Consider the following 26,247-nt stretch of genomic DNA (forward strand, 5'->3'; position numbering starts at 1 on the left):
TTCAAGATTATAATTATCGGGGTAAGAAATCCAAAAACCACACCTGAAAAAACAAATGCACCAGCTATTCTGTTAAATAAATTCAAAAGCGGGAAACCGTAGCGGTTTTGCTATCGCAATACTTATTTTCGTAGACAGCATATATTATTCAGAATGGAAATGATTATTTACACATCGATTGGCGTTATTGCAGGATTACTGATTGGATGGCTTTTGGGTAAAAGCCGCGCTACATCTGGCATTCAGTCCGTTAAAGATGAAGCGCAAATAAAATATAACGAGCTGGATAGGGAGCTGATAGCCCTGAAGGCAACATCGGCTTCAGAACTGGCCGCGGCACAACAGCAACTAGCTGATCGTCAGCAGGAATATCATATTATTAAGGCCGATCTGCTTGCTTTGAGTACCGAACTGGATAATAGTCGTCAGCAATACGCTGCCGTTAAAGCAGCTTATGATACGAACCGGCAAACCCTTATTGAAAAAAATAATGAATACCTGAGAACCCGCTCTTTAAGCGAAAACTTGCAGGCTGAGCAGGGAGCATTGCATCAGCAATTAGCTACTTCATTGGCTACCAATAAAGCGCTAACCGAAAAGCTGCATACACAGAAAGAAGAAATGGAGGCCATGAGCAAAAAGTTCAACACCGAATTTGAGAATATTGCCAACCGGATACTGGAAACTAAAACCAGCACTTTTACCGAGCTCAATAAGAACAATATGAAAAACTTACTGGAGCCGCTGGGACAGAACATCCGCGAGTTTAAGCAGCAGGTGCAGGATGCCTATGGTAAAGAAAGCAATGAACGCTTCTCCTTGCAGAACGAAGTAAAGAACCTGCTGTTGCTGAACCAGCAGTTAAGTAAGGAAGCGCAAAATTTAACCAGGGCTTTAAAAAGCGAATCAAAAACGCAGGGCCGTTGGGGTGAGTTAATACTGGAAAAGATACTGGACAAATCGGGGCTCCGTAAGAACGAAGAGTTTTTTATGGAGTACCAGCTGTTTGGCCCCGATGGCAAAGCCTTGCTAAGTGCAGTCAGCGGCAAAAAAATGCGCCCGGATGCTTTGATTGTTTACCCCGATAGCCGGCATGTGATTGTAGATGCCAAGGTATCATTGAATGCATTTATAAGATATGCAGAGGCAGAAGATGAAGTTACACAGGAAGCTGAGCTTTTAGCGCATGCGCGTGCGGTAAAGAATCATATAGACCAGCTTCATGTGAAGGCCTATGACGATTATGATAAGTCGATGGATTTCGTAATGATGTTTGTGCCAAATGAAGCCGCGTATTTTGCAGCATTAAAGGGTGATGCCAATCTTTGGGAATATGCGTATGACCGGCGTATCCTTTTGATCAGTCCGACCAATCTTATTGCAGCCCTAAAGCTATTGGCCGATTTATGGAAGCGGGAAAGAAACGACCGAAACAGTATGGAAATCGCCAGTCGCGCCGTGAAAATGTATGATAAGCTGGTGAGCTTTGTAGAGAACCTGGATGCAGTGGGCAAACACCTGGAAAATGCACGTGGCAAATATGATGATGCGGTAAAGCAACTGCATACCGGTAAAGACAATTTCTTTTCACAGGCGGGTAAGATGAAGTCTCTGTTGAATTATAATAAGCCCAAAGATTTTCAGCAGGCCAAGCTAGACCTGGGAGAAGACAATGATTTGGGAGAAGATTGATTGTTAGTGAAAGCATAAAGGCAAAAGATCGTCATTCCGGGCAGAATCCCATGGGGATGAAGTAGAGGAATTTCCTGCTACTGAGCGGGATTCGACTTATTGCACAGATTTCTCAGCTCATTTCGCTCTGGCAAAATTTATTCACCCTGCTCCAACACAACTCTTCCCAAAACCCTTTCCATCTCCACCCCATACTCCTTAAACTCTGCCAGGTTATTATGTGCGCCCGCATTAATAGTGATCAATGCCTTGTTTGTACCGGCTGCCTGCTCAAACAATTGCCGGCCTAAGCGGTAAGGTACCACCTTATCTGCCGTACCGTGAAAGATGGTTAAAGGGCAACTGAGCTTTTCAATACATTGGCTGCTGTTAAAAGGAAATTTTAGAAAATACTTTACGGGTAGAATGGGAAAGCGGGCCTGTGCAACATCCATTATACTGGTAAAAGGCGACTCCAATATCAGCCGCTGTGGCTTGTTTTCAGATGCGACCAACGCTGCGAAATGAGTACCCAAAGAACGGCCATATACGATGATCTGATCCTCCGGAAATTGTTGCTGTAATTCCTTATAAAAAAACCGCGCATCGTTTTGCAGACTGAGTTCAGACATATCACCGGTACTTTTACCATATCCACGGTAATCCATCACCAGCACATTGTAACCATATTTAGTAAATGCGGAAGCGATGACTCCCCACCTTCTTAAACTGCCTTTATTGCCGTGAAAATAGAGGATGGCCCCCTTAGGGTCAGGTACGGTAAAGTAGAGTGCATTCAACAACGCGCCATCGGAACTTTTAAAATTAAGCTCTTTAAAAGGTTGATCAAAAGAAAAGCGATAAGCCGCATCCAGCTTCTCCGGCCTGAAAATTAACTTTTGCTGAAACATAACTAATCCCATCATGACAATTATATAAATACCCGGAAGTCCGTATATTATCTTCTTCACATTTGGTTTCATTGTTTGTGATCTTTTTGATAACTACTGCCTTCAAGGTTAATGGGCGCCTCCTTATAATGAATAATCTCCTCGAGCATTTTATGATAAGGCGGAAAATTATTGAGGTTCTTATGTCCGCCTCCAATTACTGTATACAAGCGTGTTCTGTCCGGGTTAATCTGCGAAAGCTTTACCGATGATGCCAGCGGGATCAGCCTATCGTTGGTCCCATGTATAATAAAGATGGGGCATTTCACATACCGGATCCACTTATATGTAGGAAGCGGAAAACGCAAAGCCAACGACAAAGGCATAAAAGGTACAAACTGAGCTGCTACCTTTTTAAGGCTGTAATAAGGCGACTCCAATATCAACATACGTGGATTATTGACAGAAGCCAGCTTGGTGGCAAAGCCCGAGCCCAGGGACCTCCCGTATAAAATGATATATTTCTCCTCTACCTTTTTCTTTACTTCGTTATAAATCATCTGCAAATCCTGCTGAATGCCTTTCTGAGAACGCCTGCCGGTGCTTTTGCCAAATCCCCGGTAGTCAAACATAATCACGTCATATCCATGCCGGGTAAAATCCACCGCAAACTTGCCCCAGCCCTTAATACTTTTGGAATTACCCTTTAGATACAGTACCACGCCTTTGGGTTGGCTGGTTTTAAAGTGCAGGCCGTTTACAACAGCGTCATCATGAGTTTCTAAATTGTATTCATCTACCTGCTGGTTCTCGTAAAAGAATTGAAAATCCCTGGGTAGCTTTTCGGGCTTGAACAAAAAATACTCCTGCAGGTAATAAATAGCAATGCTAATGCCGGCATAAACAGCCAATACAATCAATATGGTTATTCCCCAGGCAGGCATGTTAATATTTGTACTTACAGATACTAATGTTTATGGCAAATAGCCTCCCTTTAAAAAACCATTAAGGGGTTAAGAATATTAAGACCTAATGTGCCTGAATTTCTTAATGGCTTAAAAAATATTTCCAAAAACAATTTCCCAATTGCTAAAAATTAATACCTTAACATAACTATAAAAACTATTGCGTTTTTTTAAGCGTCAATCATTTATCATTAAATTTGACTTAAGAATCAATTTGCTATGTTAGAACATTTGATAGAAAAAGAGGAGATCAGCAGCTATACCATCCTTCCTGCGGAGGAGGACAAGTCTGCGTTCTGGAAAGAGAAATTAGAGTACGCCGTACGACTGGGAAACGAGTTTAAAAGCAAAACAAGCATCACTTTCAATACCAGCGAAGGCCCCCGCACGGTGCATACCACCGTTTGGTCGCTTACAGAAAATTACATTGCGTTAAAGGCAGGAACTTTAATTCCGCTGAAAAGCCTGATCGACGTACATTTTTAAATGCATAAAAAAAGCTGGTTAAAACCAGCTTTTTCTTTTCCTGCTTCCGCCGCTGAGCCCGATAGCCCCCAGCAGGGATCGCACAATAGTATTACCGGCAGTACGTGCTACGCTTTTTACAATAGGATTATCGAAGAAACCCTTCTCATCCTTTTGCGCTTTGGCTTCTTCTTTCTGCTGCGCAATTTCTTCTTTCTGGCTGGCCGCAGCTTCCAGCTTTTGGGTTAATATCTCGTACGCACTATTGGAGTCAATCACTTCATTATAATGCCGGGCTATTTTAGAGCTATCTGCAATGGCATTTAATTCAGCATCTGTTAATACATCCATGCGACTTTGCGGCGCCCGCAGCATACAGTGCACCAACGGCGTGGGCACCCCTTTTTCATTGAGCATGGTGATCAAAGCCTCACCAATACCCACTTGTGTGAGTAATTCATCTGTTTTGTAAAATGCGGTCTCGGGATAGTTCTCCGCTGTTTGCTTAATTACCTTCCTGTCTGCCGCTGTAAAAGCACGTAAAGCATGTTGCACTTTCAATCCCAGCTGTGACAATACCGAAGCGGGCACATCCATAGGGTTTTGGGTGCAGAAATAAATACCAATACCCTTTGAACGAATAAGCTTTACTATGGTTTCAATCTGCCTTAACAAAGCCTCGCTGGCTTCATTGAAAATCAAATGGGCTTCATCGATAAACAGTACCAGCTTGGGCTGATCCATATCTCCTTCTTCCGGACTGGACGCATATAATTCTGCCAATAGTTGTAGCATAAACGTAGAAAATAACTTGGGACGATCCTGTAAATCTGTTACCCGTACTATAGAGATCATGCCCCGTCCATCGTTACTCACGCGCATCAGGTCTTCAACATCAAAACTTCTTTCGCCAAAAAAAAGATCTGCCCCCTGTTGCTGCAGTTCAATTACCTTTCTTAATATCGTTCCGGTAGATGTGGTGGATACTTTACCATAGTCTTTTTCCAGTTCAGTCTTACCCTCATCACTTACAAACTGCAGCACTTTAATAAAGTCTTTCAGGTCGAGCAAAGGCAGCTTATTATCATCGCAATATTTAAAGATCATAGCCACTAACCCGCTTTGCGTATCATTCAGATCGAGAATTTTCGAAAGCAGTATGGGGCCAAACTCACTTACTGTGGCGCGCAGCCGGGTACCCTTTTCATTGCTCAAGGTGAGAAACTCTAAAGGGTAAGCCGCGGGTCTAAATTCCACACCCAATTGCTGGCAGCGGCTTTCTATTTTCTCATTGCTGGTGCCCGCAGCTCCAATACCGCTCAGGTCACCTTTAATATCCATTAACACCACAGGTATGCTCGCATCACTTAATCCCTCAGCCAGTACCTGCAGGGTTTTGGTTTTACCGGTTCCTGTAGCCCCCGCAATTAAACCATGCCGGTTTAAGGTCTTAAAAGGGATGAATACATCGGCACCTTCCACTACCTGGCCGTCCAGCATAGCGCGGCCTATTTTAAATTTTTCTCCTTTAAAGGCATAGCCATTATTTACTGCTTCAAGAAACGCGGATGTATTAGACATAGCTGTGTTTTGAAAATAGTTTTGTTCAAAAGTAAATATTCCACTCATATGATTGTGAGTGTTTTTTAAATGGCATGATTTTTCCATCTTTAACAAAACATTCATGCCCGTATTGTTTATGTATTAAAACCATTAACTTTATTTGTTGTTAGAAATCATTAAAAACGAATACAATGGAAGCAAATAAACCACATATTTTATTATGCGAAGATGATCCTAATCTTGGCAACGTCTTGAAAAATTATTTGGAGCTGAACGATTATGATGTAACGCTCGAAAGAGACGGAAGGCTGGGTTTGGCTGCATTCCAGAGGGAGAAATTTGATCTTTGCCTGCTGGACGTAATGATGCCACATATGGATGGCTTTACGCTGGCAGAAGAAATACGCGATATTGATGCAGATGTGCCCTTGTTCTTTTTGAGTGCAAAAACCATGAAAGAAGATATCATACAAGGTTACAAACTGGGAGCTGATGATTACATCACCAAGCCTTTTGACAGCGAAGTTTTATTATTGAAGATCAAAGCGATCTTAAAACGTAATGAAGAGCTGAACAAAGAAAGTGAGAACAAAGAATACAATCTCTCCAGCTATCATTTTAACCCGAAGCTGCGCCAGTTGATTCATGGCGATAATACGCAAACGCTTTCTCCCAAAGAAAACGAATTGCTGAAAATGCTGGCTGAGCATTTAAACGACCTGCTGCCACGCGAACAGGCATTGAAGAAAATATGGGGCAGCGATACTTATTTTAACGGTCGTAGCATGGACGTATATATCGCCAAGCTGCGTAAATACCTAAAAGAAGATGATAAGATCGAGATCGTGAATATTCATGGTAACGGTTTCAGGTTGGTGGTGCAGCCTTAAGATACATCAGGAGTCATATTAAACAATTAGGCCGCGGTTTAACCGTGGCCTAATTGTTTTGGGGATCTATTTAAAAATTCAACTCCAAACTATTCCCTCCTCTATTGGGTTTCTTTCCTAAATGTTCATAAGCTTTATGTGTAACCTCACGGCCGCGGGGTGTACGCTGCATAAAGCCCTCCTGTATCAGAAATGGCTCATATACTTCCTCGAGCGTGCCTGCTTCTTCTCCCACTGCAGTAGCAATGGTAGTAATACCTACCGGACCGCCTTTAAATTTATCAATAATTGCCACCAGTATGCGGTTGTCCATATCATCTAAACCGTACTCATCTACATTCAATGCTTTTAACGCATGTTGTGTAATACCCAGGTCAATTTCCCCGTCGTTGAGCACCTGTGCAAAATCGCGCACACGGCGCAACAGGCCATTGGCAATACGGGGTGTGGCACGGCTGCGCTTGGCTATCTCTTTGGCGGCAGCGTTAGATATCGTAGTCCCTAAAATCTTCGCGGCACGCAACACAATTTTAGTCAATGTTTCGGCAGAATAATATTCCAACCTAGATTTGATGGCAAACCTCGAAAGAAGGGGAGCAGTTAACAAGCCACTACGGGTGGTAGCCCCAATTAGAGTAAAGGGATTCAACGACAACTGTATACTACGGGCATTAGGACCACTATCAATTAATATATCCAGGCGGTAGTCTTCCATAGCGGCATAGAGATACTCTTCTACAACGGTGCTTAGCCGGTGTATCTCATCAATAAACAATACATCATTAGGCTCGAGGGAAGTGAGTAGACCTGCCAGGTCGCCCGGCTTTTCAATTACAGGGCCACTGGTTTCCTTAATGTTTACCCCCAACTCGTTAGCCACGATGCGCGACAGCGTAGTTTTACCAAGGCCGGGTGGTCCGTGAAATAACACATGATCCAACGCTTCGCCCCTGATCTTAGCAGCTCTTATGAATATGGTAAGATTCTCAATAAGCTGTGGCTGCCCGGCAAATTCTTTAATTTGCCCGGGTCTGATAGTATTTTCAAACTCACGTTCAGCGGCATTCATCCCCTGCTTTTCTCTGTTTAAATTCGGATTGCTCATTGTTCGTCAAAGATAATTATGTGTTCCGTGATTTATAGGATTAAATGATTGTGGAATGAGTATCATAGTTTGTTGGCTCTAATTTATAGAAGACCTTCTTGCCCTACAAAAAAACCGCCTCTTCGCAGAGACGGTTCCATTTATGGGTTAGTAGTATAGCCTTTTATTTCACAGCCACTTTCAGGTCTACCCTCCTGTTTTGTGCTTTACACTCAGGAGTATCGTTCGCTTCACAAACAGGGAACTCAGGACCATAGCCCTCTGCTTCCACTACCTGTTTCGCATCAGCACCCGCTTTTATCATTTCCTGCGAAACAATTTTAGCGCGCTCTGCCGATACTTTTTTATTGATGGCAGCGTCGCCTGTATTGTCAGTATAACCACCCAGTTTAATTGCTGCCTTAGGGAAATTTTTAAGAATAGAAGCAATATTCAATATCTGCGCTGCAGACTCGGCAGTTAAAACCGATTTACCCGTTTCAAAATACACACGGTCCAACACCACCCAGTTTGCCGACTTATTTACTGTATCTACTGTAAACGCAGCATCGTTAAGCATATGGTACAACCGGGCTTCTGTACTGTTTTCTCCCACTGTTAATGTGGTACCATCTGCCAGTTTGATTTCTTTATTGGCGCCTACATCATAAATATAGTTACCGGTTGCTGTATCCAGGGCGCCAGTTGTTGTAACAGGAGCTAATGTAGCAGCAGTATCCATTGGGGCTGTTACTACCGTATCAGAACCGGTAGTGCCCTCTCCCTTATTACAGCCTTTACCCATTAACCACCAGAGCAAAAACGCAAGTGCTGCCAACAACAAAAGCGGGAGCAACCATTTCATGCCGCCGCCGGCTTTTTCTGCCTGTTGCTCTGCATAGTTATACGTTGCGGTAGATGCTGCTTCGGCATTTTCAAGCGTTTCCCGGGCAGTGCTCCCTAAAGCCCCCAGGCCAAGCATAGAGGCCAGCGAACCTAAACCAGAAGGCAATGCACTTAAAATATTCGATTTCTGCGTATTTAAAAACCGGGAGAAGCCATTGGCATCCATGTTATTTTCAGTTGCCTGCTTTCCCAGTAACCCCATAATTAATGGAGTAACCATGCTTATTAACGAACCGGAGGATGATGATTTTATACCCGCAAAATTAGATATAGTATCAATAATTATATTCGACTGCCCATCAAAGATCTTATTAAACCAACCGGTACCCTGCGACTGTAAATCAGCGTTACCAAAAAAAGAGCTGAGATTGCCCAATAGACCCGAATTGTTAGCTTCTTTTGCCTCATGCAACAATTGTCCGGCATCTGCTTCCGACTGTGTTCCCTTCGCTACTACGCCTCCCAGAATGGAAGGTATCAACCCCGAAAGCGCCTTTGAAATACCATCCTCCCCTTCGCCAAGCGATGTGCTTACCCTTGTTATCAGGTCTGGAGATATATAGTTCTTCACAAGATCTACAATGTTGATTGACATAATTGTATTTTTAAATTTTGAATTTTGGTTTGATTTTATCTGGTACGAAATTATAAGCCAGTCATTTACAGAACTTAAAAGCTAGCCGTAATAACCCATTTCTCGCCCAAGGTGGCAATTATATCGCCCAATAACCCTAACTCAAGAACTGTAAACATTCAAATGGAGAAAAATCACATGGCAGTAAGGGACCTTTGAACTTAACAGCAAATCTTTCATACACAAAAAGCATTCCTAAATTACAAACTATTTTTAAAACTAAAACATCTATCTGTTTTTAGAGCTATTTTACGCTAACGCCATAATCAGGCCACTTGTAACTGCAGCAGAATATCTGTATATTCAGGTATCGTTAAATTAATGATATGAGAAAAACCATAATTGAAACGGCAAGAAGTATGGCCCTGGTTCTTACCTCCTTTTTTCTTTCGGCCTTCGTCGCAGACCCTCAGCCCAAAACAAAAAATCTGGCGGGTATCTGGGAAATGCAGATCAACAACCGGCCTACCGGCTTTTTAAAGATATTGGGCACGGGTGGTGAGGTTACCAATGTAAGACTCACACCACTCGGATTTGTAAAAACGCTTAGCGATTCCTACGAAATACAATCTGATTCTACCTATATTGAAAAAGTGACAGAGCATGAGACCAATACATTGAACCAAACAAATGTTGTATTGAGGTATCAAATGGACAATCCCAATACACTTACCATAAGCTATACCATCAAAAACTTTCATGGTAAAGAAACTTACCGGCGTGTACCGTTTACCATAGTTGTGAATTGAGGGTACACATAAAAAAATCTCCGTCTGTAACGGAGATTTGTAATAAGGCTTATCGATGATAAACACAGTTAAATAACGATATTCACCATTTTATTTTTGATGTAGATGATCTTTTTAGGCGTTTTACCTTCTACCCATTTTTGAACCACCTCGTTACCCAATACCAATTGCTCTACTTCTGCCTGTTCTGCAGTTAAGGCAATTACCATCGTAGTACGCATTTTACCATTAATGGAAACAGGATATTCTTTGCTGGTTTCTACCAGGTATTTTTCTTCCAGTTTAGGGTAGGCTGCATCGATCACCGATTTGGTATTTCCTAACGCATGCCATAACTCTTCTGCAATATGCGGCGCATAAGGCGCCAGCATGATCAGCATCGATTGTAATATTTCCTGTTTATGGCACTTTAGATCAGTTAACTCATTCACCAATATCATAAAGCCGCTCACACCGGTATTAAAGCTAAAGCGCTCAGTATCGTCTTCAATTTTCTTAATAGCGCGGTGCAATACCTTTTGCTCAGCATCTGATGCTGCATCGGCGGTTACCTGCCAGATCGATTCGCCGGTATTGGTTTCTTTATAGAATAAACGCCATAATTTTTTAAGGAAACGATGCACCCCTTCAATACCCTTGGTATCCCAGGGCTTGCTCATTTCTACAGGCCCTAAAAACATTTCATACATGCGAAATGTGTCTGCACCATATTTATTTACCAGGTCATCCGGGTTAACGGTATTAAACTTAGACTTGGACATTTTCTCTACTTCTGCGCCACAGATGTATTTGCCATTTTCCAAAATAAATTCAGCATTGGCATATTCTCCATTACGCCATTGCTTAAATTTTTCTATATCCAACTCAAAACCATCAACGAGGTTTACATCAACATGTAACTTCACAATCGGCGAGAAATGAATGATGTAGTCTTTGTCCTGTAGCTTTTCATGAACTAATTTATTCATAGCTGCGTGATGCTTGAAATCCGAATCAGCTTCCTGGAGCTCATTAGTTAGCTTTGTAGCATAATCACTGCTTAAGATCAACTGATACTCTGCTTTTTCTCCCGTATTTTCTTTGGTTGCAATTGCCTGCATCCTGTATACAAACCGGCTGCTACCCTGTATCATGCCCTGGTTGACCAGTCTTTTAAAAGGTTCGTCAAAACCAATATGGCCCAGGTCGTACAAGGCTTTTGTCCACAGGCGGCTATACAATAAATGGCCTACCGCATGCTCGGTACCACCAATGTATAAGTCCACCTGGTTCCAGTAGTCGGTAGCTTTTCGCCCTGCAAATTCCTGGTTGTTTTGCGGATCCATATAACGCAGGAAATACCAGGACGAACCAGCATAGCCCGGCATCGTATTCGTCTCCAGGTGTTGTGATGTCCATTCCGGAATATTAGCCAAAGGACCTTCTCCTTCAGGCCCCGGACTATAAGAATCTACTTCCGGCAGGGTTAAAGGCAACTCGCTTTCATCCAAAGGATACGCTACCCCGTTGATCCACTTTACCGGGAATGGTTCCCCCCAATAGCGCTGGCGGCTAAATGCAGCATCGCGCATCCTGTAATTTACCTTTCGTTTACCAATGCCGCGTTTCTCAATTTCATTGATCACCAGTTCCATCGCTTCCCGCATGGGCACCCCATCCAGGAAGCCTGAATTGCTCAGCACCGCATCTTTGGTAGCATTGGCATCTTCACCGTTAAAATGCTCACCGATAATATTCGTAACAGGTATATTAAACTGCTGTGCAAATCTATAGTCACGCTCATCTCCGCATGGTACCGCCATAATTGCGCCGGTTCCATATCCGGCTAAAACATATTCGCTGATCCAGATCGGAATATGTTTGGTTTCATCAAAAGGATTCACCGCATAAGCACCCGTAAAAGCACCTGTGATACGCTTCTCCGCCATACGCTCGCGTTCGCTTCGGCTATTCACATAATCAATATACTCATCTACTTCCTTCTGCTGTGCTTCGGTAGTAATTTGTCTTACCAGTTCATGTTCAGGAGCAATTACCATAAAGTCTACACCCATAATAGTGTCGGGACGGGTAGTGTATACCACCAGGTTGGCTTTATGATTGGCGATCTGGAATTCAATTTCAGCGCCGGAGCTCTTACCGATCCAGTTGGTTTGCATTTCTTTCATGGCTTCGCTGAAGTCCACCGTTTGCAAGCCCTGCAACAAGCGATCTGCATACTCGGTAATACGCAGGTACCATTGACGTAATTTCTTTTTCACCACAGGGTGCCCCCCGCGCTCGCTTACACCGTTCACCACTTCATCGTTAGCTAAAACAGTTCCCAATGCTTCACACCAGTTCACCTCACCATAACCACAATAAGCCAGGCGATATTCCATCAGAACATGTTGGCGGGTAGCTTCATCAAACGACTTCCAGTCCGCCGCATTAAATACATACAGCCCGAAATTGGCCACCTGGTATTTTTCGTTAGGAAAAGGGTGATATCGGTTCCCCTCTGCTTCAAATATTTTCACCAGCTCATCAATGCTTTCCGCCTTTTGTGTTTTCCGATTGAACCAGCTTTTAAATAGTTGTAAAAAGATCCACTGGGTCCATTTATAATATTGCGCATCGCTGGTGCGCACTTCACGGCTCCAATCGTAGCAAAAACCAATATTATCCAGTTGCTGGCGGAAAGTAGCTATATTTTTATCGGTTGATACCGCAGGATGTACGCCATGCTCGATCGCGTATTGCTCGGCAGGTAAGCCAAAAGCATCGTAACCCATGGGGTGCAGTACATTAAACCCTTTCAGGCGTTTGTAACGTGCGTAAATATCGCTGGCAATATAACCGAGTGGATGGCCGACGTGTAAGCCCGCACCGCTAGGATAAGGAAACATATCCAGTACATAATATTTAGGCTTTTCGCTGTCATTGCTTACCTTATAAGCCTGGCTGTCCTTCCACTGCTGTTGCCACTTTTTCTCTATCGAGTTAAAATTATAGTCCATGTAGTACTATTGTTTTGATGATGCCGCATGCACAAGCTCAGAAATACGGTTACCCCTTGTCTTTCCAGGGTAGCCATTATAGGCCCATGCATTAAAAGGCGCAAATTTAAGCATTGTAGACCGGATACACTAAATTTGCGAGGCGGGAAAATCTAAGGTTAAAAGCCCGCCTGACCGGACGGGCAGGTTTGATGTTTCTAGGTTCGCTTCACGGGCGTTCTATTAACATTTGAACATTAAACATTCGAATATTGAACTATAAATAATTTATGGCGGGCAAAACAAGGGTAGTTAAAAGAGGAAAAGCTTCTTATTTTATGAGCATACTGGGGGTTACCCTGGTGCTCTTTTTACTGGGCGTCATCGGCTGGCTGGTGATCAATACCCGCACTTTAGGACAGCATTTTAAGGAAGAAGTGGAAGTAAACGTCTACCTGCGCGATCCTTTAGCTCCCGCAGACAGTACCGCTTTGGTTCAATATATAGCCTCCAAATCTTATATTAAAGAATATGTATTTACGACCAAGGAGATGGCTAAAGCCAAGTACCTGGCGGATGGCAACGAGAGCTGGGAAGGTATTTTGACGGAAAACCCGCTGCCACAAAGCATTGATTTTAAGCTGAAATCAGAATTTTTAACCGCTGATACGCTTAAAAATATCCGGCTCGACCTGGAAAAGCAAACCTATGTAACGGAAGTAAAATATCCGGAATTACTGGTTGGAGGGCTCGACAGCAAGATTAAAATAGTAAACTGGGTACTGTTAGGTGTGTCATTATTGTTACTGCTTGCAGCTATTGTATTGATCGATAATACCATCAGGCTGGCTATGTTCAGCAACCGTTTTACCATTAAAACCATGCAAATGGTGGGCGCTACCCGCTGGTTTATTGCTAAACCGCTTGACCTGAGAGCTATATTGAATGGGGCTATCAGCGGTGGGATTGCCATTATTGCGGTGCTGCTGATTATCCGCAGCGCTAAAAGAATGTTGCCGGAGCTGGAAGCTATTCAGGACAATACTCAATTAGGCCTCCTGTTTGCCAGTATGATGCTCCTGGGCATCTTGATTACCCTGGTGAGTACGCATACCAGTGTTTTAAAGTACCTGAAGAAAAAGCTGGATGACCTTTATTAACGGTTATTTTGAAAAAACAATACTAATATTGCAGTTCTAAATTTTTTATATGGCTGAAAATACGGTTACTACATCTGCAAGCAGTCCTGCCCTTTTTGGCAAAAGCAATTATATGTGGATGTTGCTGGGTGTAGTGGTTATTGCTTTGGGTATGTTTTTAATGGCAGGCGGCAGAAGCGAAAATCCTGCTGAATTTAAACCCGAAGAAGTCTACAGTACAACACGTATCACTGTAGCGCCTATATTGATCTTTATAGGCCTGGCTATAGAATGCTATGCTATTTTCAAAAAATCAAAATAGAATCTGAATTTAAAGATACTTCAGGCGATGCAGCAGTATCGCCTTTTTTTATATAGTACGAACCCCTGATTATGAACCTTATTGAAGCTATTATTATCGCCATCGTAGAAGGAATTACTGAATATCTGCCTGTTTCATCTACCGGGCATATGATCATTGCCAGCTCATTTATGGGCATTGAAAAAGAAGAATTTACCAAACTGTTTGAGGTAGCGATTCAGCTGGGTGCGATACTGGCTGTAGTAGTGTTATACTGGAACAAGTTTATCGATCCCATTAAAACCGGGAAGCTGAAGTTTTACTTTAAACTTTTGGTAGGTGTTATACCTGCCTTGTTGCTTGGGTTTTTATTTTCTGATAAGATAGATGAGTTGCTGGAAAGTCCAACTACAGTAGCTATATCCTTATTGGTGGGGGGTGTAATATTATTATTTATTGATAAGGCTTTTCAGCGTCCCAAGATTCATTCGGAGCGGGAAATTACCTATGGAAAATCTTTTTTAACAGGTCTCTGGCAGTGTATTGCGATGATACCTGGTGTAAGCCGCAGTGCTGCTTCTATCATTGGAGGTATGCAGCAAGGCTTAAGCAGAAGTGCCGCTGCTGAGTTCTCTTTTTTCCTGGCGGTACCCACTATGGCTGCAGCAACGCTTTACTCGCTGTTTCTGAAAAAATGGGATATAGCAGGTGTTGAACATAAAGGATATGAGCTGATCACCCAGTCGTCGGATAATATGATTGCCTTTGCCGTGGGCAATATTGTAGCCTTTATAGTAGCGATCCTGGCGATTAAGTTTTTCATCAATTACCTGAAAAAATATGGATTTAAGATCTTCGGGTGGTACCGTATTATCGTAGGCATTATTTTGCTTATACTGTTATCGCAGGGAGTTATCGGGTAAACGATTCGCCTCCAAACCATTACGCAAGCCGTTATAGCACTCTATTTATGAAGATCCTATTAGCTCCTGTTTTCGTAGCTGTAATTCTTGGCTGTAACTCGCGCCCCAAAGAACCGCAAACCCTTACTACAGACAGTTTATCAGCTACTGTAAGCACGCAGGCTTCAGACACTGCCGCAATTATTCAGCATATTAAAGAAGTATATACTAATATAAATAAAGAGCAGCTTACCCAAAAATCATTTGAATGGGAAGCCGATACCACCTGCGAAGCCCCTCCTATGGGTGGTACGCTTACTTATTTTTACCGGGGTAATGAACTGGTAAAAATGTGGAATGCCGGCGGAGAAGACCACGGATCCTGGAAAGAGGAGTATTATTTTGATGAGGACCAGCTGGTATTTATTTACCAGAACAATACTTACGGCGGAGCGGCGAATCCTGATGAGGTAAGCTATCAAAACCGCTACTATTTTTACAATAATCAACTCATTAAAAAAATAGAAGGCGAATCCGGAGCACAATTAAGCACCAGTTCCGTCCACGATCTTTCAAAAACAATCTATCGTTTAAAACAAGCTGGTAACAGCGCCGCCATTTCGCGCATATTATCTTGTAACACGGAAGAATAAATTATACAGATCAACGTCCAAAACGGTGGGTCTCTTCCTTAGAATGATCGTGTACTGACCGTAAAAACAATAGACGTTCCAGTCATTTTTAAAATTAATATAAAACGGAGATTCTATCTTTGAAACAATTAAATTTTATATGACGCAACAAACTGCTTCAAAAAAAGTAATCAATGGTTGGGCCATGTACGACTGGGCCAATAGCGTATACAACCTGGTAATTACGACCACCTTCTTCCCCATCTACTTCCTGGCAGTAACCAGCAACCGATCCGACCACAAAGTAAACTTCCTGGGCAGGGAATTCGTCAACTCCTCACTATACGACTACGTACTGGCAGTAGCCTATTTGCTTATAGCTTTACTATATCCTATACTTACTTCCATTGCCGACACCAGGGGCAATAAGAAAAACTTCATGCGTTTCTTTTGTTATATGGGCGCATTGGGCTGCAGTGCCTTATTCTTTTTTAAAGCCGATACCCTTGGCCTTGGTGTATTTGCTTTTATGCTGGCAGCCATGGGCTATGTAGGCAGCCTGGTATTCTACAACGCCTATTTACCGGAGATTGCTGCGCCACAGGACCGGGACCGGGTGAGTGCCCGCGGCTACTCTTTTGGCTATATAGGAAGCGTAATTATGCAAATCGTTGGCTTTGCGCTGATATTGGTCATGTCCGATCAGGGCATGGCAACCAGGCTTACCTTTTTGCTGGTAGGTATCTGGTGGTTTTTGTTTGCACAGATCAGCTTCTCCCGCTTACCTGAGTCTGATTCAAAGCCGGAGAAAAAAGGAAATGTTATAAGGGAAGGATTTGGTGAAATACAAAAAGTGTACGCGGAAATAAAAAAAATGCCTGTTTTAAAACGGTTTTTACGCGGTTTCTTTTTTTACAGTATGGGTGTACAAACCGTTATGCTGGCCGCTACTATATTTGGCAGCAAATTGCTCAAGCTCCCCGATACCAATCTCATCATAACCGTGGTGATCATTCAGGTAGTAGCGATATTGGGCGCCTGGGGCATGTCAAAATTATCAGCACTGTTTGGCAACCTGAAAGTGTTGCTGGCTGTGATCGTCTTCTGGATTGCCATATGCATACTGGCTTATTACACGGCTGTAATGGCTGAAGGAGGCATAAATGCCGAGTACCTGTTTTACGGACTGGCAGTATTGGTAGGATTGGTAATGGGCGGGATACAGGCACTAAGCCGGAGCACTTATGCCAAACTAATGCCTCCAACAAAGGACACTGCTTCTTTTTTCAGCTATTACGATTTTACAGAAAAACTGGCTATTGTTATCGGTATTTTCACATTCGGGCGTATAGAAGAAGTTACCGGGAGCATGAAAAACTCGGTACTGTCATTGATCGTATTTTTTGCTATTGGTTTCTTTTGGCTATACTCCGCCCTGCATAAAGAAAAACAAAATCATTTAGCGTTATGAATCTTTATTCTGTCAACCACGGGCATTTCAAATTAGACGGCGGCGCTATGTTTGGTGTAGTGCCTAAAAGCATCTGGAACGGGCTTAATCCGGCTGACGAAAACAATATGTGCAGCTGGGCTTTGCGCTCTTTATTGATTGAAGATGACAACCGCCTGATATTGGTAGATACCGGTATGGGCGATAAGCAGAGTGAGAAATTTTTCGGCTATTATTACCTGCATGGCAATGACAGTCTGGATAAAAACCTGGCTGCACTGGGTTTTCACCGGGATGATATTACCGATGTATTTTTAACGCACCTTCATTTCGATCATTGTGGCGGCGCCATTATTAAGTCGGGCGAGCAGTTAGTACCCGCTTTTAAGAATGCGGTATACTGGAGCAATGCCGATCACTGGAAATGGGCAACCGAGCCTAACCCAAGGGAAAAAGCATCTTTTTTAAAAGAGAATATTGTGCCGATACAGCAAAGCGGTCAATTACAAATGATCAGTAACCGCGCCAGTAACGAGGTTGCGCTGGACACCGCGGCTTTTTCTGCGTATATGCAGATACGTTTCGCTGACGGACATACTGATGCTATGATGCTGCCACAGCTGCGCTATAAGGGAAAAACCATCGTTTATATGGCCGATCTGCTGCCTTCCCTGGGGCACCTGCCCCTGCCTTATGTAATGGCTTATGATACCCGCCCGCTAATCACCATGACAGAGAAAGAGAACTTCCTGAAGGAGGCGCTTGAAAATGAATACATCCTGTTTTTTGAGCATGATCCCGTAAACGAATGCTGCACTTTACAACATACCGAAAGAGGCATAAGAGTCAATGAAATTTTCAAATTATCAGATCTGTAATAAACAAATAGCCCACGGTTGAAACCATGGGCTATTTGTTTATTCAATATTAAATTTCTTACTTAACAGTAAAGCTCACCTTGTTGTCACCCCATAAAAGCGTAACGACACCATCTTTTCCCGCAGTAATATTTAATTGCTCAGAGAAAGCAGGAGCTTTCTCCGATTTAACAGTGATTCTTAATGCATCGTCAGCTTCTTTATATTTAAAAGCGCCAAACTGATCCCATTTCTTACTAAAGATAACGGTCCAGTAGTCTCCGTCTACCAAAGTAAATAGCGCATACTTTCCGGCTGCCAAGGGCTTACCATCAACCGTTACATCCTTACTCACTTCGAACACGGTAGCTTTGTTAGCCCCGGTACGCCACACCTGACCAGGTAATGGTTCCAGGTCTTTACCAATTGTCCTTCCTTTTACAGAAGGTTGGCTGTAATTAATGGTAACCACTGTTCCGGTGCTTAATTCGGCTTTAACCGTAGCAGGCGGACTCTTAGGAGCCGGCTTATCCTGCGCATTCACCAGCACAACAGTAATTAAACTTAATGTTAACAGTAAAAACTTCTTCATTGTATAAATTTTATAAATAACGCTTACAATTTTGCAAATAACCTGCCAATTACAAACGCAAAAAGCTGCCGTTTAGTATAAGGCTGTAATGCATTATTTATTAGCGGTAATAGAAAAGCTAATATTTACCTCGGGCCTGATGAATTTATCGCCCAAAGACTGATCGTTTCCGTAAACCAATCCCCAGTCTGTACGATTTACGTTGAAATTAGCTCTCGCCGTAACTGTAGCCGGTGTTACTGTGATAGCAGCAGGGAAAGTTACATTTTTGGTAACACCTTTCAGAGTAAGGTTTCCTTTTACCGTGTTGGTAGCTCCATCTAAAACGATTGTATTAGTGCTATCCGGTGTATAGGGTTCAACACTGGTGATTTCAAATGTAGCTGTACCATTGGTACCCGCATCAAAAAAATCAGGAGATAACAGGTGTCCTTTTAATTTATAAGCCCCGGACGTGTCCTGGTCGGTAACCTGCAGACTATTGATATCAAATACCAATTTACCACCCGTTACAAGCGCATCATTTTTTACAAAAAATTCGCCTTCTTTGATATTAAAAGTACCTTGGTGCTGACCAACAGGTTTGGTACCAATAAATTGCACGGTTTGTGTACTGTCTACTTTATAAGAGGTGCCTTCAGCAGCTGCCACTTCCTGCTGATCTTCGGTCTTTGCTTCATCAGCTTTGGGAGCAGAATTACAGGACAAAAAGGCAATAGAAGCCGCTACAAATGATAAGGACAGTATTTTCTTCATAATTTGATTTTAAGTAGTTTAAGATTTAGTTTACAACAAAGGGGTCCCTAAAAGGTTTAAAAACCGCAGCAAATTTTGCGCCGGTATTTTATTGGAACATGTTTTAGTATTTTTATAGCTATTTCTACACCAATGCAAGGAAATTCGCATTAAGTGGTTTCACAGAATATTAAAATCACTCCATAACTGTTAATCGATGAGAAAAAATATTGTCTTTAAGCCAAAGTTGGTTACGCTTTTACTTCTTACTATTCATTTCAGTGCTCACGCCCAAAACAGAATTTATACCTATTATTTAAATGAGCGAATGGAGAGCGTGGCCAAACAGAAGGCTGTGGTGATTGCGAAGGGCAGAAAACTGGATACCGTATACCTGATGCAATACTATCAATTGCCGGACAACGGCTTATTGGGTATGGAACAGTACAAAGACGCTACCTTAAGCGTGCTGCACGGCGAGCGCATATTATATTATCCTGACGGGCAGGTAAAAGAAAAAACATATTATCTAAACAATAGCCTTAGCGGCCTGATGATGAAATGGGACAGTACCGGGAACCTCACTGATTCGGGGTATTATAAAGATGATCACTTGGTTTTCGGGGTAAAAAAGAGGTATGTTAACTACCGGTGGCTCTACAATAAGGTGGAGACGGATAGCATCAATAATACATTAAGAGATATTGATTATGATTCAACCGGTCATAAATTAAGAGAAATTGCTTTTACTGGTAGTAACGGCACCTGGACGGAATACCACAAAGACGGATCGGTTGAGTCGGTAGACAGTGTTTTTACAAGGGAGGACCGGGAAGCGAAGTTCCCACCTGAAAACGGCGGCTGGCGCGCCTTCCTTCAAAGAAACCTGGATGGAATGGTTCCCATTCGCAATGGCGCCGCAGGAGGCCAGGGTACTGTTATGATACAATTCATTGTTGAAAAGGATGGAACCGTTTCTAACTTAAAACCGCTCACCAAAATTGGGTTTGGCGCCGAAGAGGAGGTATTGCGCATCCTAAAAAAATCTCCTAAATGGATCCCTGCCAACAGGTATGGCAAAGCGGTTAAAGCTTACCGCAGGCAGCCCGTTACGTTTCAAATACGCGGATAGATCTCCATTCCAAAGCGAACCCGATTTTAGACAACAATGTGGTTACAGCTCCATACAATATCGGATCATTGCATATAAAAGCCTCGCAAAACTTCTGTGAGGCTTTTATTCTGGGGTTATTATGCAGTGCGCTTACACTTTCTCCATCTCCTCTTTTACAAATTCCATCAGGCCCTTTATATGTGCAGGCGACAGATCAAATTGTAAACCGGCCGCCTCAAACAACTGGGGTAAAGTGCGGGTACCGCCCAGGCTTAATGCATGGGTGTAATTTTTCAAAGCCTGCTCTTTATTCTTTTGAAACTGCTGCCAGAGGCCGATAGCGCCTAATTGAGCAATACCATATTCGATATAATAAAAAGGTACTTCAAATAAATGCAACTGGCGTTGCCAGTTATAGTTGCGATAAGCTTCCAAACCGGTTACATCTAAAGATGCAGGAGTAAACTCGGTCAGTATCCTTTGCCAGTTTTGCAAACGCTCTTCATGCGTATGATTAGGATTTTCATATACCCAGTGCTGAAACTTATCGATAGTAGCAATCCAGGGGAAAATAGTCAACACTCTTTCCAACTGCAGCTCCTTCGCCCTTCTCAGCTCTTCTTCATTTTCAAAAAACACACCCCACTCGCTCATGCTGAACAGCTCCATACTCATACTGGCCACTTCAGCAAACTCAGTAGGATATTCTTTAAAGCCCGTCAGCTCCAAAGGATGTGACAAAAATGAATGGATTGCATGTCCTCCTTCGTGTACCATGGTAATTACATCGTTCAACGTACCTGCGGCATTCATAAAAATGAAGGGAGCTCCCGTTTCCGCCAGCGGGCAATTATAGCCCCCCGGCGCCTTGCCTTTGCGGCTCTCCAGGTCGAAGCGTTTCATCTGGCTCATTTTTTCCAGGCAGGCTGCAAAAAAAGGATCGAGTTTTTCAAAGCAACCTACCGTTTTCTGCAGTAATTCACCGCCGGTTTTAAAAGGCTTCAATGGCGATACGCCTGCAGGTTCTGCATCTGTATCCCAGGGACGCAGGCTCTCTAAGCCAAGCTTTGCCTGTTTCTTTTTATAGATCCCGTCAACAATAGGTAACACATATTGCTTAACCGCATCCTGAAACTGGAAAGCATCTTCTTTAGTATAATCAAACCGGCCCAGTTCAGTAAACCGGTAATCCCGGTAATTTTCAAACCCGGCGTTTAATGCCACCTGGTTTCTCTTCCTTAAAAGGCTATCATACAACTCATTCAAAGCATCTTTATCCTGTAAGCGTCTTTCTGCAATTTTCCGATATACTTCTTCCCTTACACTACGATCCGGATCTTCTAAAAATTTAGCGGCCTGTTGTAACGTGTATTCTTTTCCTCCTACTTCAATAGCCATTTTTCCGCTGATCACACCAAACTGCTGCGCCTCAACTGCCAGCTCCGACTGCAGGGGAATATTTTCTTCCCTGAAGAGGTCTATGTTCTTCTTTACATTTCTTAAATAGGTAAAATAGGCCGGCTCCTTTAATTCCTTTGTAAAAGGGTTCTCAACTAATTTCCTGTTCAACAAATCGGAGTAGGGTTGAATCTTTGGTTGGATCTCCATCATAAAATAGTTGAACGATTCAGCCAACTGCGGGTTCTCCGTATCACAGGTCATCTTTATTTGCCGCCAGCAGGCATCTTCGCTGATCACCGCTTCCAGCTCGCTCAGGTCTTTTAGCCACTGCTCCAGCTCCTGCAACGAGCTGATAGTACGTCCCGACAATTCTTTAAAATAGGGTTCCAGCGTTGGCCAATCCGTTACCTGGAAATCTGCAGGTAATAATTGCCTCGGGGTAGGTTGAATATCTGCGGTCATACGTTTTCGATGGTTAAGTCTGTAAGTCGGAAAGTCCGCGAGACCGGAAGATCAATGGCGTAAACGCATTAACCTGCCGACTTCCGGACTTTCCTGAAATTATTTCTTTATTAAATTACTCTTCTGCTTTTTTCTTAGCAGGTGCTTTCTTTTTTGCCGCTGCCCCGCCTGCCGGACGGGCAGGCTTTTTAGGAGCTGCTTTTGGAGCCTCTCCATCAGCACCATCTTCTGTTGTCTTTTCTGCTGCTTTCTTTTTGGCAGCTGCCTTTTTAGGCTTTTCCTCTGCTACCACTTCTTCTTTTGGCGCTTCGGGTTCAGCGGCAGCTTCGGCTGTTTCTGTTGTCGCTTCCGGCTCTGCCTCAGATAATTTCAGCTCTATTTCATTCTTCTTCAATATGTCGAACCATTTCACAATTTTCTTCATATCGCTATTGTAAACACGGTCAAAATCCATAACGGGAAACACCTCGCCGAAGTATGCCTTTACTGCTTTATCATCTTTAGCGTCGGGTAAAACTGCAGTACCTTTCTCCATTGCCTGAAATACCTCTACAAGGTTTACATTTTCTCCGGTAGTGTAAATTTCAATACTTTCCAAATGCGAAAACTGGTGAATACGTGTTGACGCAAATTTGGTTGATTTATCCTGTAAAGAACGCACAATCGCACCATCCTTTTTGCTGCTTACCAATTCATACAGGCCAGGTAATCCTGTAACTGCAACTAATTTATAATATTCCATAACAAAAATATTGAGTGGCGCAAGATAAATATTCTAAGCCATTTAATTGGTAATTTTTGATTTTTTATAATGAAAAGGGATGCGGGATACCCGATGCCGGATGATCGGTCCGTCGTCTACGATCTATCATCTAAAGTCTAATTCTTACCAATACCGAAGGATTACCCTGTTTTAAGCGTCAAAAGGGCTAATAAAATTTTTTATGAAGTTAGCCGGTTTTTTGTCATTTTTCTTAGTGTTAAGTGTTGTGGGGCAGGCCCAAACGATTAAAGGTACTCTGATGGACCCTGTGGAAGGTATTGTAGTAAAGGGAGCCACCGTACAGTTACTCAACCCAACTGACAGCAGCAATATCCGGTCTACTACCTCAGACTCTTCAGGAACTTTTCTTTTTGCCAACATAAACAAAGGCAATTACGTATTAAAAGCAACTTCTATTGGTTTTGAAACTTTTTTCCGTTTGATCGCTTTGAATGACTCTACTCCTTCCCTTGACCTGGACGATGTATATATTCCGAAAAAAACCACCACCCTTGAAGGTGTAGTCATTGTAGCCAGTGCGCCGGCGGTAAGCCAAAAAGGTGATACCACGCAGTTTAGTGCCGGCCAATACAAGGTAAACCCTGATGCTACCGTAGAAGATCTGATTAAAAAAATGCCTGGTATTACTGTTGACAGAAGTGGTAATGTAACCGCCCAGGGTGAGCAGGTAAGAAAGGTAACCGTAGATGGTAAAGACTTTTTTGGAGACGACGCTACCATGGCATTAAAAAACCTGCCTTCAGAGGTGGTTGACAAAATACAGGTATTCGACCGGTTGAGCGACCAGGCTCAACTAACGGGGTTTGATGACGGGAATGCGGTAAAAGCTATTAATATTGTTACCAAAAGCCAGGTAACCAATGGCCAGTTTGGTCGCATTTACGCCGGTTACGGAACAGACAGCCGCTATCAGGGCGGAGGTAATATTAGTTTTTTTAATGGCGACAGAAGGCTCTCTTTTGTAGGTAATTTTAACAATGTGAACCAACAAAACTTTGCTTCGCAGGATTTATTGGGTGTAACCGGCAGTGGTGGTGGAGGCGGCCGCGGCGGCGGAGGTTTCGGAGGCGGTGGCTTTGGCGGCGGCAATAACTTCACGGTTGGCATGCAGCCGGGTATCAGCAAAACCAATGCCTTGGGCATTAATTTTAGTGATAAATGGGGCAAAAAGAAAAACCTGGATATAGCTGCCAGCTATTTCTTTAATAACTCCAACAACACCAATGAATCTGAAACCTTTAGAGAAACGACGCTCCGCATGGACTCTATTTTATACTCGGGCAATAAGTACCTGAGTAATTCTAACAATAACAATCATCGTTTTAACTTAAGGCTGGAGTACAAGCTGGACTCTAACAACAGCATCTTTATCATCCCGTCGGTTAACTTCCAGAACAATAATACTTACTCCAATAACTCCAGTTATTCTTACTACAACCAGTTTGACTCTGTAAACAACGCAGCAGGTAATTCCAGTTCCCACAGGGATGGTTATAACATCAGCAACAATATTATGTATCGTCACTCTTTTGCAAAAAAAGGGCGTACACTTTCTTTAGGGCTTCAAACTTCATGGAATAAAAACGATGGTCATTCCTATAATTTTAATCAATTAAGGTATTACCAGCCCGTAGAATCAGATTCTTTATTGAACCAATACCGTTATAACAACACCAACGGCTCAAGATATTCGGGCCGTATAACCTATTCCGAACCGGTAGGCAAGCAGGGCCAGTTTGAAATAGAATACGAGCACGAAGTACAAAAAAACAAGGCCGATCAGCGTACATTTGATCATGACGGAAATGCTTACTCCATTTTCCAGCCCGAATTTTCCAATGAGTTTGACAATACGATTACTACCAATACCGCCGAGCTGGATTACCGCCTGGGACGTACCAGGGATAATCAATTATCAGTAGGTGTTGATCTGCAGAATTCAAAACTGGAGAGCGAAAGGATATTCCCCACCAATACGCAGGTGCGACAGAATTTCAATGCGATCCTACCCAATTTAAGATGGACAAAAAAGATCGGTTTGAATAGCAATTTGCGGATTTTTTACCGGGCCAGAACCGACTTCCCTTCCATATCCCAATTGCAGGATGTGGTATCTATTTCTACCAATACTTTAAATGTAAGCAGCGGCAACCCTGCCCTGAAACAGTCTTATACCAATTTCGGATCTGCCCGATACTCTTTTGTGAACCGAAAAAGCGGGAATAGCTTCTTTGCCAACATTTTTGGGCAGTTTACCAATAATTATATTACAACAGCCACTTATATACCCGGCGCTGACTCTACCATACAGGATGGCATAGTTGTAAAACGAGGCTCACAGTTCTCAAAACCTATCAACCTTAACGGGTATAAACAACTGAATTCTTACTTTGTGTATAGTTTCCCTTTAAAAGCTGTTAAGTCGAACCTTAACCTGAATGCCGGGTTTAATTTTACTGAAAGGCCGGGGCTTATCAACTACCTGGAAACCAAAACCACTTCTACAACATTATCCGGGGGTATCGTTTGGGGTAGCAACATCAGTGAATATGTTGATTTCAATCTTTCTTACAGCGCTAATTTCAATAACTCAGTTAGTACTGCCAATAATCTTAATAATAAATACATCAATCAACAGGCCGGTGTATTTGTAAACCTGCTTAGCAAGAATGGCTGGTTCCTCCAAAATGATGTGAGCAACCAGAACTATAGCGGGCTTTCACAGGGTCTTAACCAATCATATTGGTTATGGAATGCAGCCGTAGGTAAAAAATTCCTTAAGAATAAAGCCGGCGAACTTAAGTTATCTGTTTTTGACCTGCTGAAACAAAATCAAAGCATTTCAAGAACTATTGATGCCAACTATATTGAGGATTCCAGGAGCATGGTACTACAGCAATATTTTATGCTGACATTTACGTATAGCTTAAGAAATTTTGGTAAAGGAAAAACCGCGTCCTCCGATAGTAATGAGGACCGCAGGGACTGGCGTGGTGGTGCTCCCGGTGGCGGAATGCCCGGCGGTGGCGGCCGACCCGGCGGAGGACGAATGTTTTAAAGGCTTTCACAAATCGTATAGGAAA

Annotated in this window: 22 protein-coding genes; 12 read left to right on the top strand and 10 right to left on the bottom strand. The window is 42.9% G+C overall.

Annotated elements, in window-relative coordinates; translation table 11 throughout:
- Positions 1-153 precede the first annotated feature (153 nt).
- Positions 154-1,692, top strand: a complete 1,539-nt coding sequence (locus tag U0035_RS11760) for a DNA recombination protein RmuC (RefSeq protein ID WP_114789989.1) — start codon at positions 154-156, stop codon at positions 1,690-1,692.
- 137 nt (positions 1,693-1,829) lie between these two features.
- Here the strand turns inward: U0035_RS11760 and U0035_RS11765 are convergent, their stop codons facing one another.
- Both U0035_RS11765 and U0035_RS11770 read right to left on the bottom strand, forming a co-directional pair.
- Entirely contained in the window at positions 1,830-2,642 is an 813-nt protein-coding gene (locus U0035_RS11765; protein ID WP_211316365.1) for an alpha/beta hydrolase, read from the bottom strand.
- A gap of 8 nt (positions 2,643-2,650) precedes the next feature.
- Positions 2,651-3,505, bottom strand: coding sequence for an alpha/beta hydrolase (locus tag U0035_RS11770; RefSeq protein ID WP_114789991.1), 855 nt, complete (start codon positions 3,503-3,505; stop codon positions 2,651-2,653).
- Positions 3,506-3,745: 240 nt separating this feature from the next.
- Here U0035_RS11770 and U0035_RS11775 point away from each other — a divergent pair, with 240 nt between their 5' ends.
- Complete coding sequence (locus U0035_RS11775; RefSeq protein ID WP_114789992.1) at positions 3,746-4,012, top strand: hypothetical protein; 267 nt, start codon at positions 3,746-3,748, stop codon at positions 4,010-4,012.
- 18 nt (positions 4,013-4,030) lie between these two features.
- Here the strand turns inward: U0035_RS11775 and U0035_RS11780 are convergent, their stop codons facing one another.
- Positions 4,031-5,620, bottom strand: coding sequence for a helicase HerA-like domain-containing protein (locus U0035_RS11780; RefSeq protein WP_245957651.1), 1,590 nt, complete (start codon positions 5,618-5,620; stop codon positions 4,031-4,033).
- Positions 5,621-5,745: 125 nt separating this feature from the next.
- Between U0035_RS11780 and U0035_RS11785 the strand changes: the two genes are divergently transcribed.
- Complete coding sequence (locus U0035_RS11785) at positions 5,746-6,444, top strand: response regulator transcription factor (RefSeq protein ID WP_114789993.1); 699 nt, start codon at positions 5,746-5,748, stop codon at positions 6,442-6,444.
- A 70-nt stretch (positions 6,445-6,514) separates the two neighbouring features.
- Here the strand turns inward: U0035_RS11785 and ruvB are convergent, their stop codons facing one another.
- Both ruvB and U0035_RS11795 read right to left on the bottom strand, forming a co-directional pair.
- Positions 6,515-7,549 (bottom strand): Holliday junction branch migration DNA helicase RuvB, encoded by a 1,035-nt coding sequence (gene ruvB / locus U0035_RS11790; RefSeq protein ID WP_114789994.1) that lies wholly within the window; start codon positions 7,547-7,549, stop codon positions 6,515-6,517.
- A gap of 163 nt (positions 7,550-7,712) precedes the next feature.
- Complete coding sequence (locus U0035_RS11795; RefSeq protein WP_114789995.1) at positions 7,713-9,029, bottom strand: OmpA family protein; 1,317 nt, start codon at positions 9,027-9,029, stop codon at positions 7,713-7,715.
- A 365-nt stretch (positions 9,030-9,394) separates the two neighbouring features.
- Here U0035_RS11795 and U0035_RS11800 point away from each other — a divergent pair, with 365 nt between their 5' ends.
- Entirely contained in the window at positions 9,395-9,817 is a 423-nt protein-coding gene (locus tag U0035_RS11800) for a DUF4488 domain-containing protein (RefSeq protein ID WP_114789996.1), read from the top strand.
- 68 nt (positions 9,818-9,885) lie between these two features.
- Here the strand turns inward: U0035_RS11800 and U0035_RS11805 are convergent, their stop codons facing one another.
- Positions 9,886-12,816 carry a leucine--tRNA ligase gene (locus tag U0035_RS11805; protein ID WP_114789997.1) on the bottom strand — a complete coding sequence of 977 codons (2,931 nt, stop codon included), beginning with the start codon at positions 12,814-12,816 and terminating at the stop codon, positions 9,886-9,888.
- Between the two features lie 269 nt (positions 12,817-13,085).
- Between U0035_RS11805 and U0035_RS11810 the strand changes: the two genes are divergently transcribed.
- The 6 genes from U0035_RS11810 (at position 13,086) to U0035_RS11835 (ending at position 18,097) form a co-directional block, all read left to right on the top strand.
- Positions 13,086-13,955: a cell division protein FtsX gene (locus U0035_RS11810; protein ID WP_114789998.1), complete on the top strand. Its 870-nt coding sequence runs from the start codon at positions 13,086-13,088 to the stop codon at positions 13,953-13,955.
- Between the two features lie 49 nt (positions 13,956-14,004).
- The gene (locus U0035_RS11815; RefSeq protein WP_114789999.1) at positions 14,005-14,256 is read left to right on the top strand and encodes a DUF3098 domain-containing protein; all 252 of its coding nucleotides are present in this window, start codon (positions 14,005-14,007) and stop codon (positions 14,254-14,256) included.
- 71 nt (positions 14,257-14,327) lie between these two features.
- Positions 14,328-15,158: an undecaprenyl-diphosphate phosphatase gene (locus U0035_RS11820; RefSeq protein ID WP_114790000.1), complete on the top strand. Its 831-nt coding sequence runs from the start codon at positions 14,328-14,330 to the stop codon at positions 15,156-15,158.
- A 47-nt stretch (positions 15,159-15,205) separates the two neighbouring features.
- Positions 15,206-15,790: a hypothetical protein gene (locus tag U0035_RS11825; protein WP_114790001.1), complete on the top strand. Its 585-nt coding sequence runs from the start codon at positions 15,206-15,208 to the stop codon at positions 15,788-15,790.
- Between the two features lie 139 nt (positions 15,791-15,929).
- Positions 15,930-17,240, top strand: a complete 1,311-nt coding sequence (locus U0035_RS11830; RefSeq protein WP_114790002.1) for an MFS transporter — start codon at positions 15,930-15,932, stop codon at positions 17,238-17,240.
- Positions 17,237-18,097: an MBL fold metallo-hydrolase gene (locus tag U0035_RS11835; protein WP_114790003.1), complete on the top strand. Its 861-nt coding sequence runs from the start codon at positions 17,237-17,239 to the stop codon at positions 18,095-18,097. Before U0035_RS11830 ends, U0035_RS11835 begins: the two co-directional genes overlap by 4 nt.
- Before the next feature lie 58 nt (positions 18,098-18,155).
- Here the strand turns inward: U0035_RS11835 and U0035_RS11840 are convergent, their stop codons facing one another.
- Both U0035_RS11840 and U0035_RS11845 read right to left on the bottom strand, forming a co-directional pair.
- Positions 18,156-18,668 (bottom strand): DUF2911 domain-containing protein, encoded by a 513-nt coding sequence (locus U0035_RS11840; RefSeq protein WP_114790004.1) that lies wholly within the window; start codon positions 18,666-18,668, stop codon positions 18,156-18,158.
- Between the two features lie 93 nt (positions 18,669-18,761).
- The gene (locus U0035_RS11845) at positions 18,762-19,424 is read right to left on the bottom strand and encodes a YceI family protein (protein WP_114790005.1); all 663 of its coding nucleotides are present in this window, start codon (positions 19,422-19,424) and stop codon (positions 18,762-18,764) included.
- A gap of 196 nt (positions 19,425-19,620) precedes the next feature.
- Here U0035_RS11845 and U0035_RS11850 point away from each other — a divergent pair, with 196 nt between their 5' ends.
- The gene (locus tag U0035_RS11850) at positions 19,621-20,535 is read left to right on the top strand and encodes an energy transducer TonB (protein WP_114790006.1); all 915 of its coding nucleotides are present in this window, start codon (positions 19,621-19,623) and stop codon (positions 20,533-20,535) included.
- 132 nt (positions 20,536-20,667) lie between these two features.
- On the opposite strand, the gene U0035_RS11855 is transcribed toward U0035_RS11850, so the two are convergent.
- Both U0035_RS11855 and U0035_RS11860 read right to left on the bottom strand, forming a co-directional pair.
- The gene (locus tag U0035_RS11855) at positions 20,668-22,380 is read right to left on the bottom strand and encodes a M3 family oligoendopeptidase (RefSeq protein ID WP_114790007.1); all 1,713 of its coding nucleotides are present in this window, start codon (positions 22,378-22,380) and stop codon (positions 20,668-20,670) included.
- 115 nt (positions 22,381-22,495) lie between these two features.
- Positions 22,496-23,122: a DUF5606 family protein gene (locus U0035_RS11860; RefSeq protein WP_114790008.1), complete on the bottom strand. Its 627-nt coding sequence runs from the start codon at positions 23,120-23,122 to the stop codon at positions 22,496-22,498.
- A gap of 202 nt (positions 23,123-23,324) precedes the next feature.
- Between U0035_RS11860 and U0035_RS11865 the strand changes: the two genes are divergently transcribed.
- A complete protein-coding gene (locus U0035_RS11865) occupies positions 23,325-26,222 on the top strand; it encodes a TonB-dependent receptor (RefSeq protein WP_114790009.1) in 2,898 nt (965 codons plus the stop codon).
- The last annotated feature ends 25 nt before the right edge of the window (positions 26,223-26,247 follow it).

It is taken from the genome of Niabella yanshanensis, from assembly GCF_034424215.1.
Taxonomy (GTDB): domain Bacteria; phylum Bacteroidota; class Bacteroidia; order Chitinophagales; family Chitinophagaceae; genus Niabella; species Niabella yanshanensis.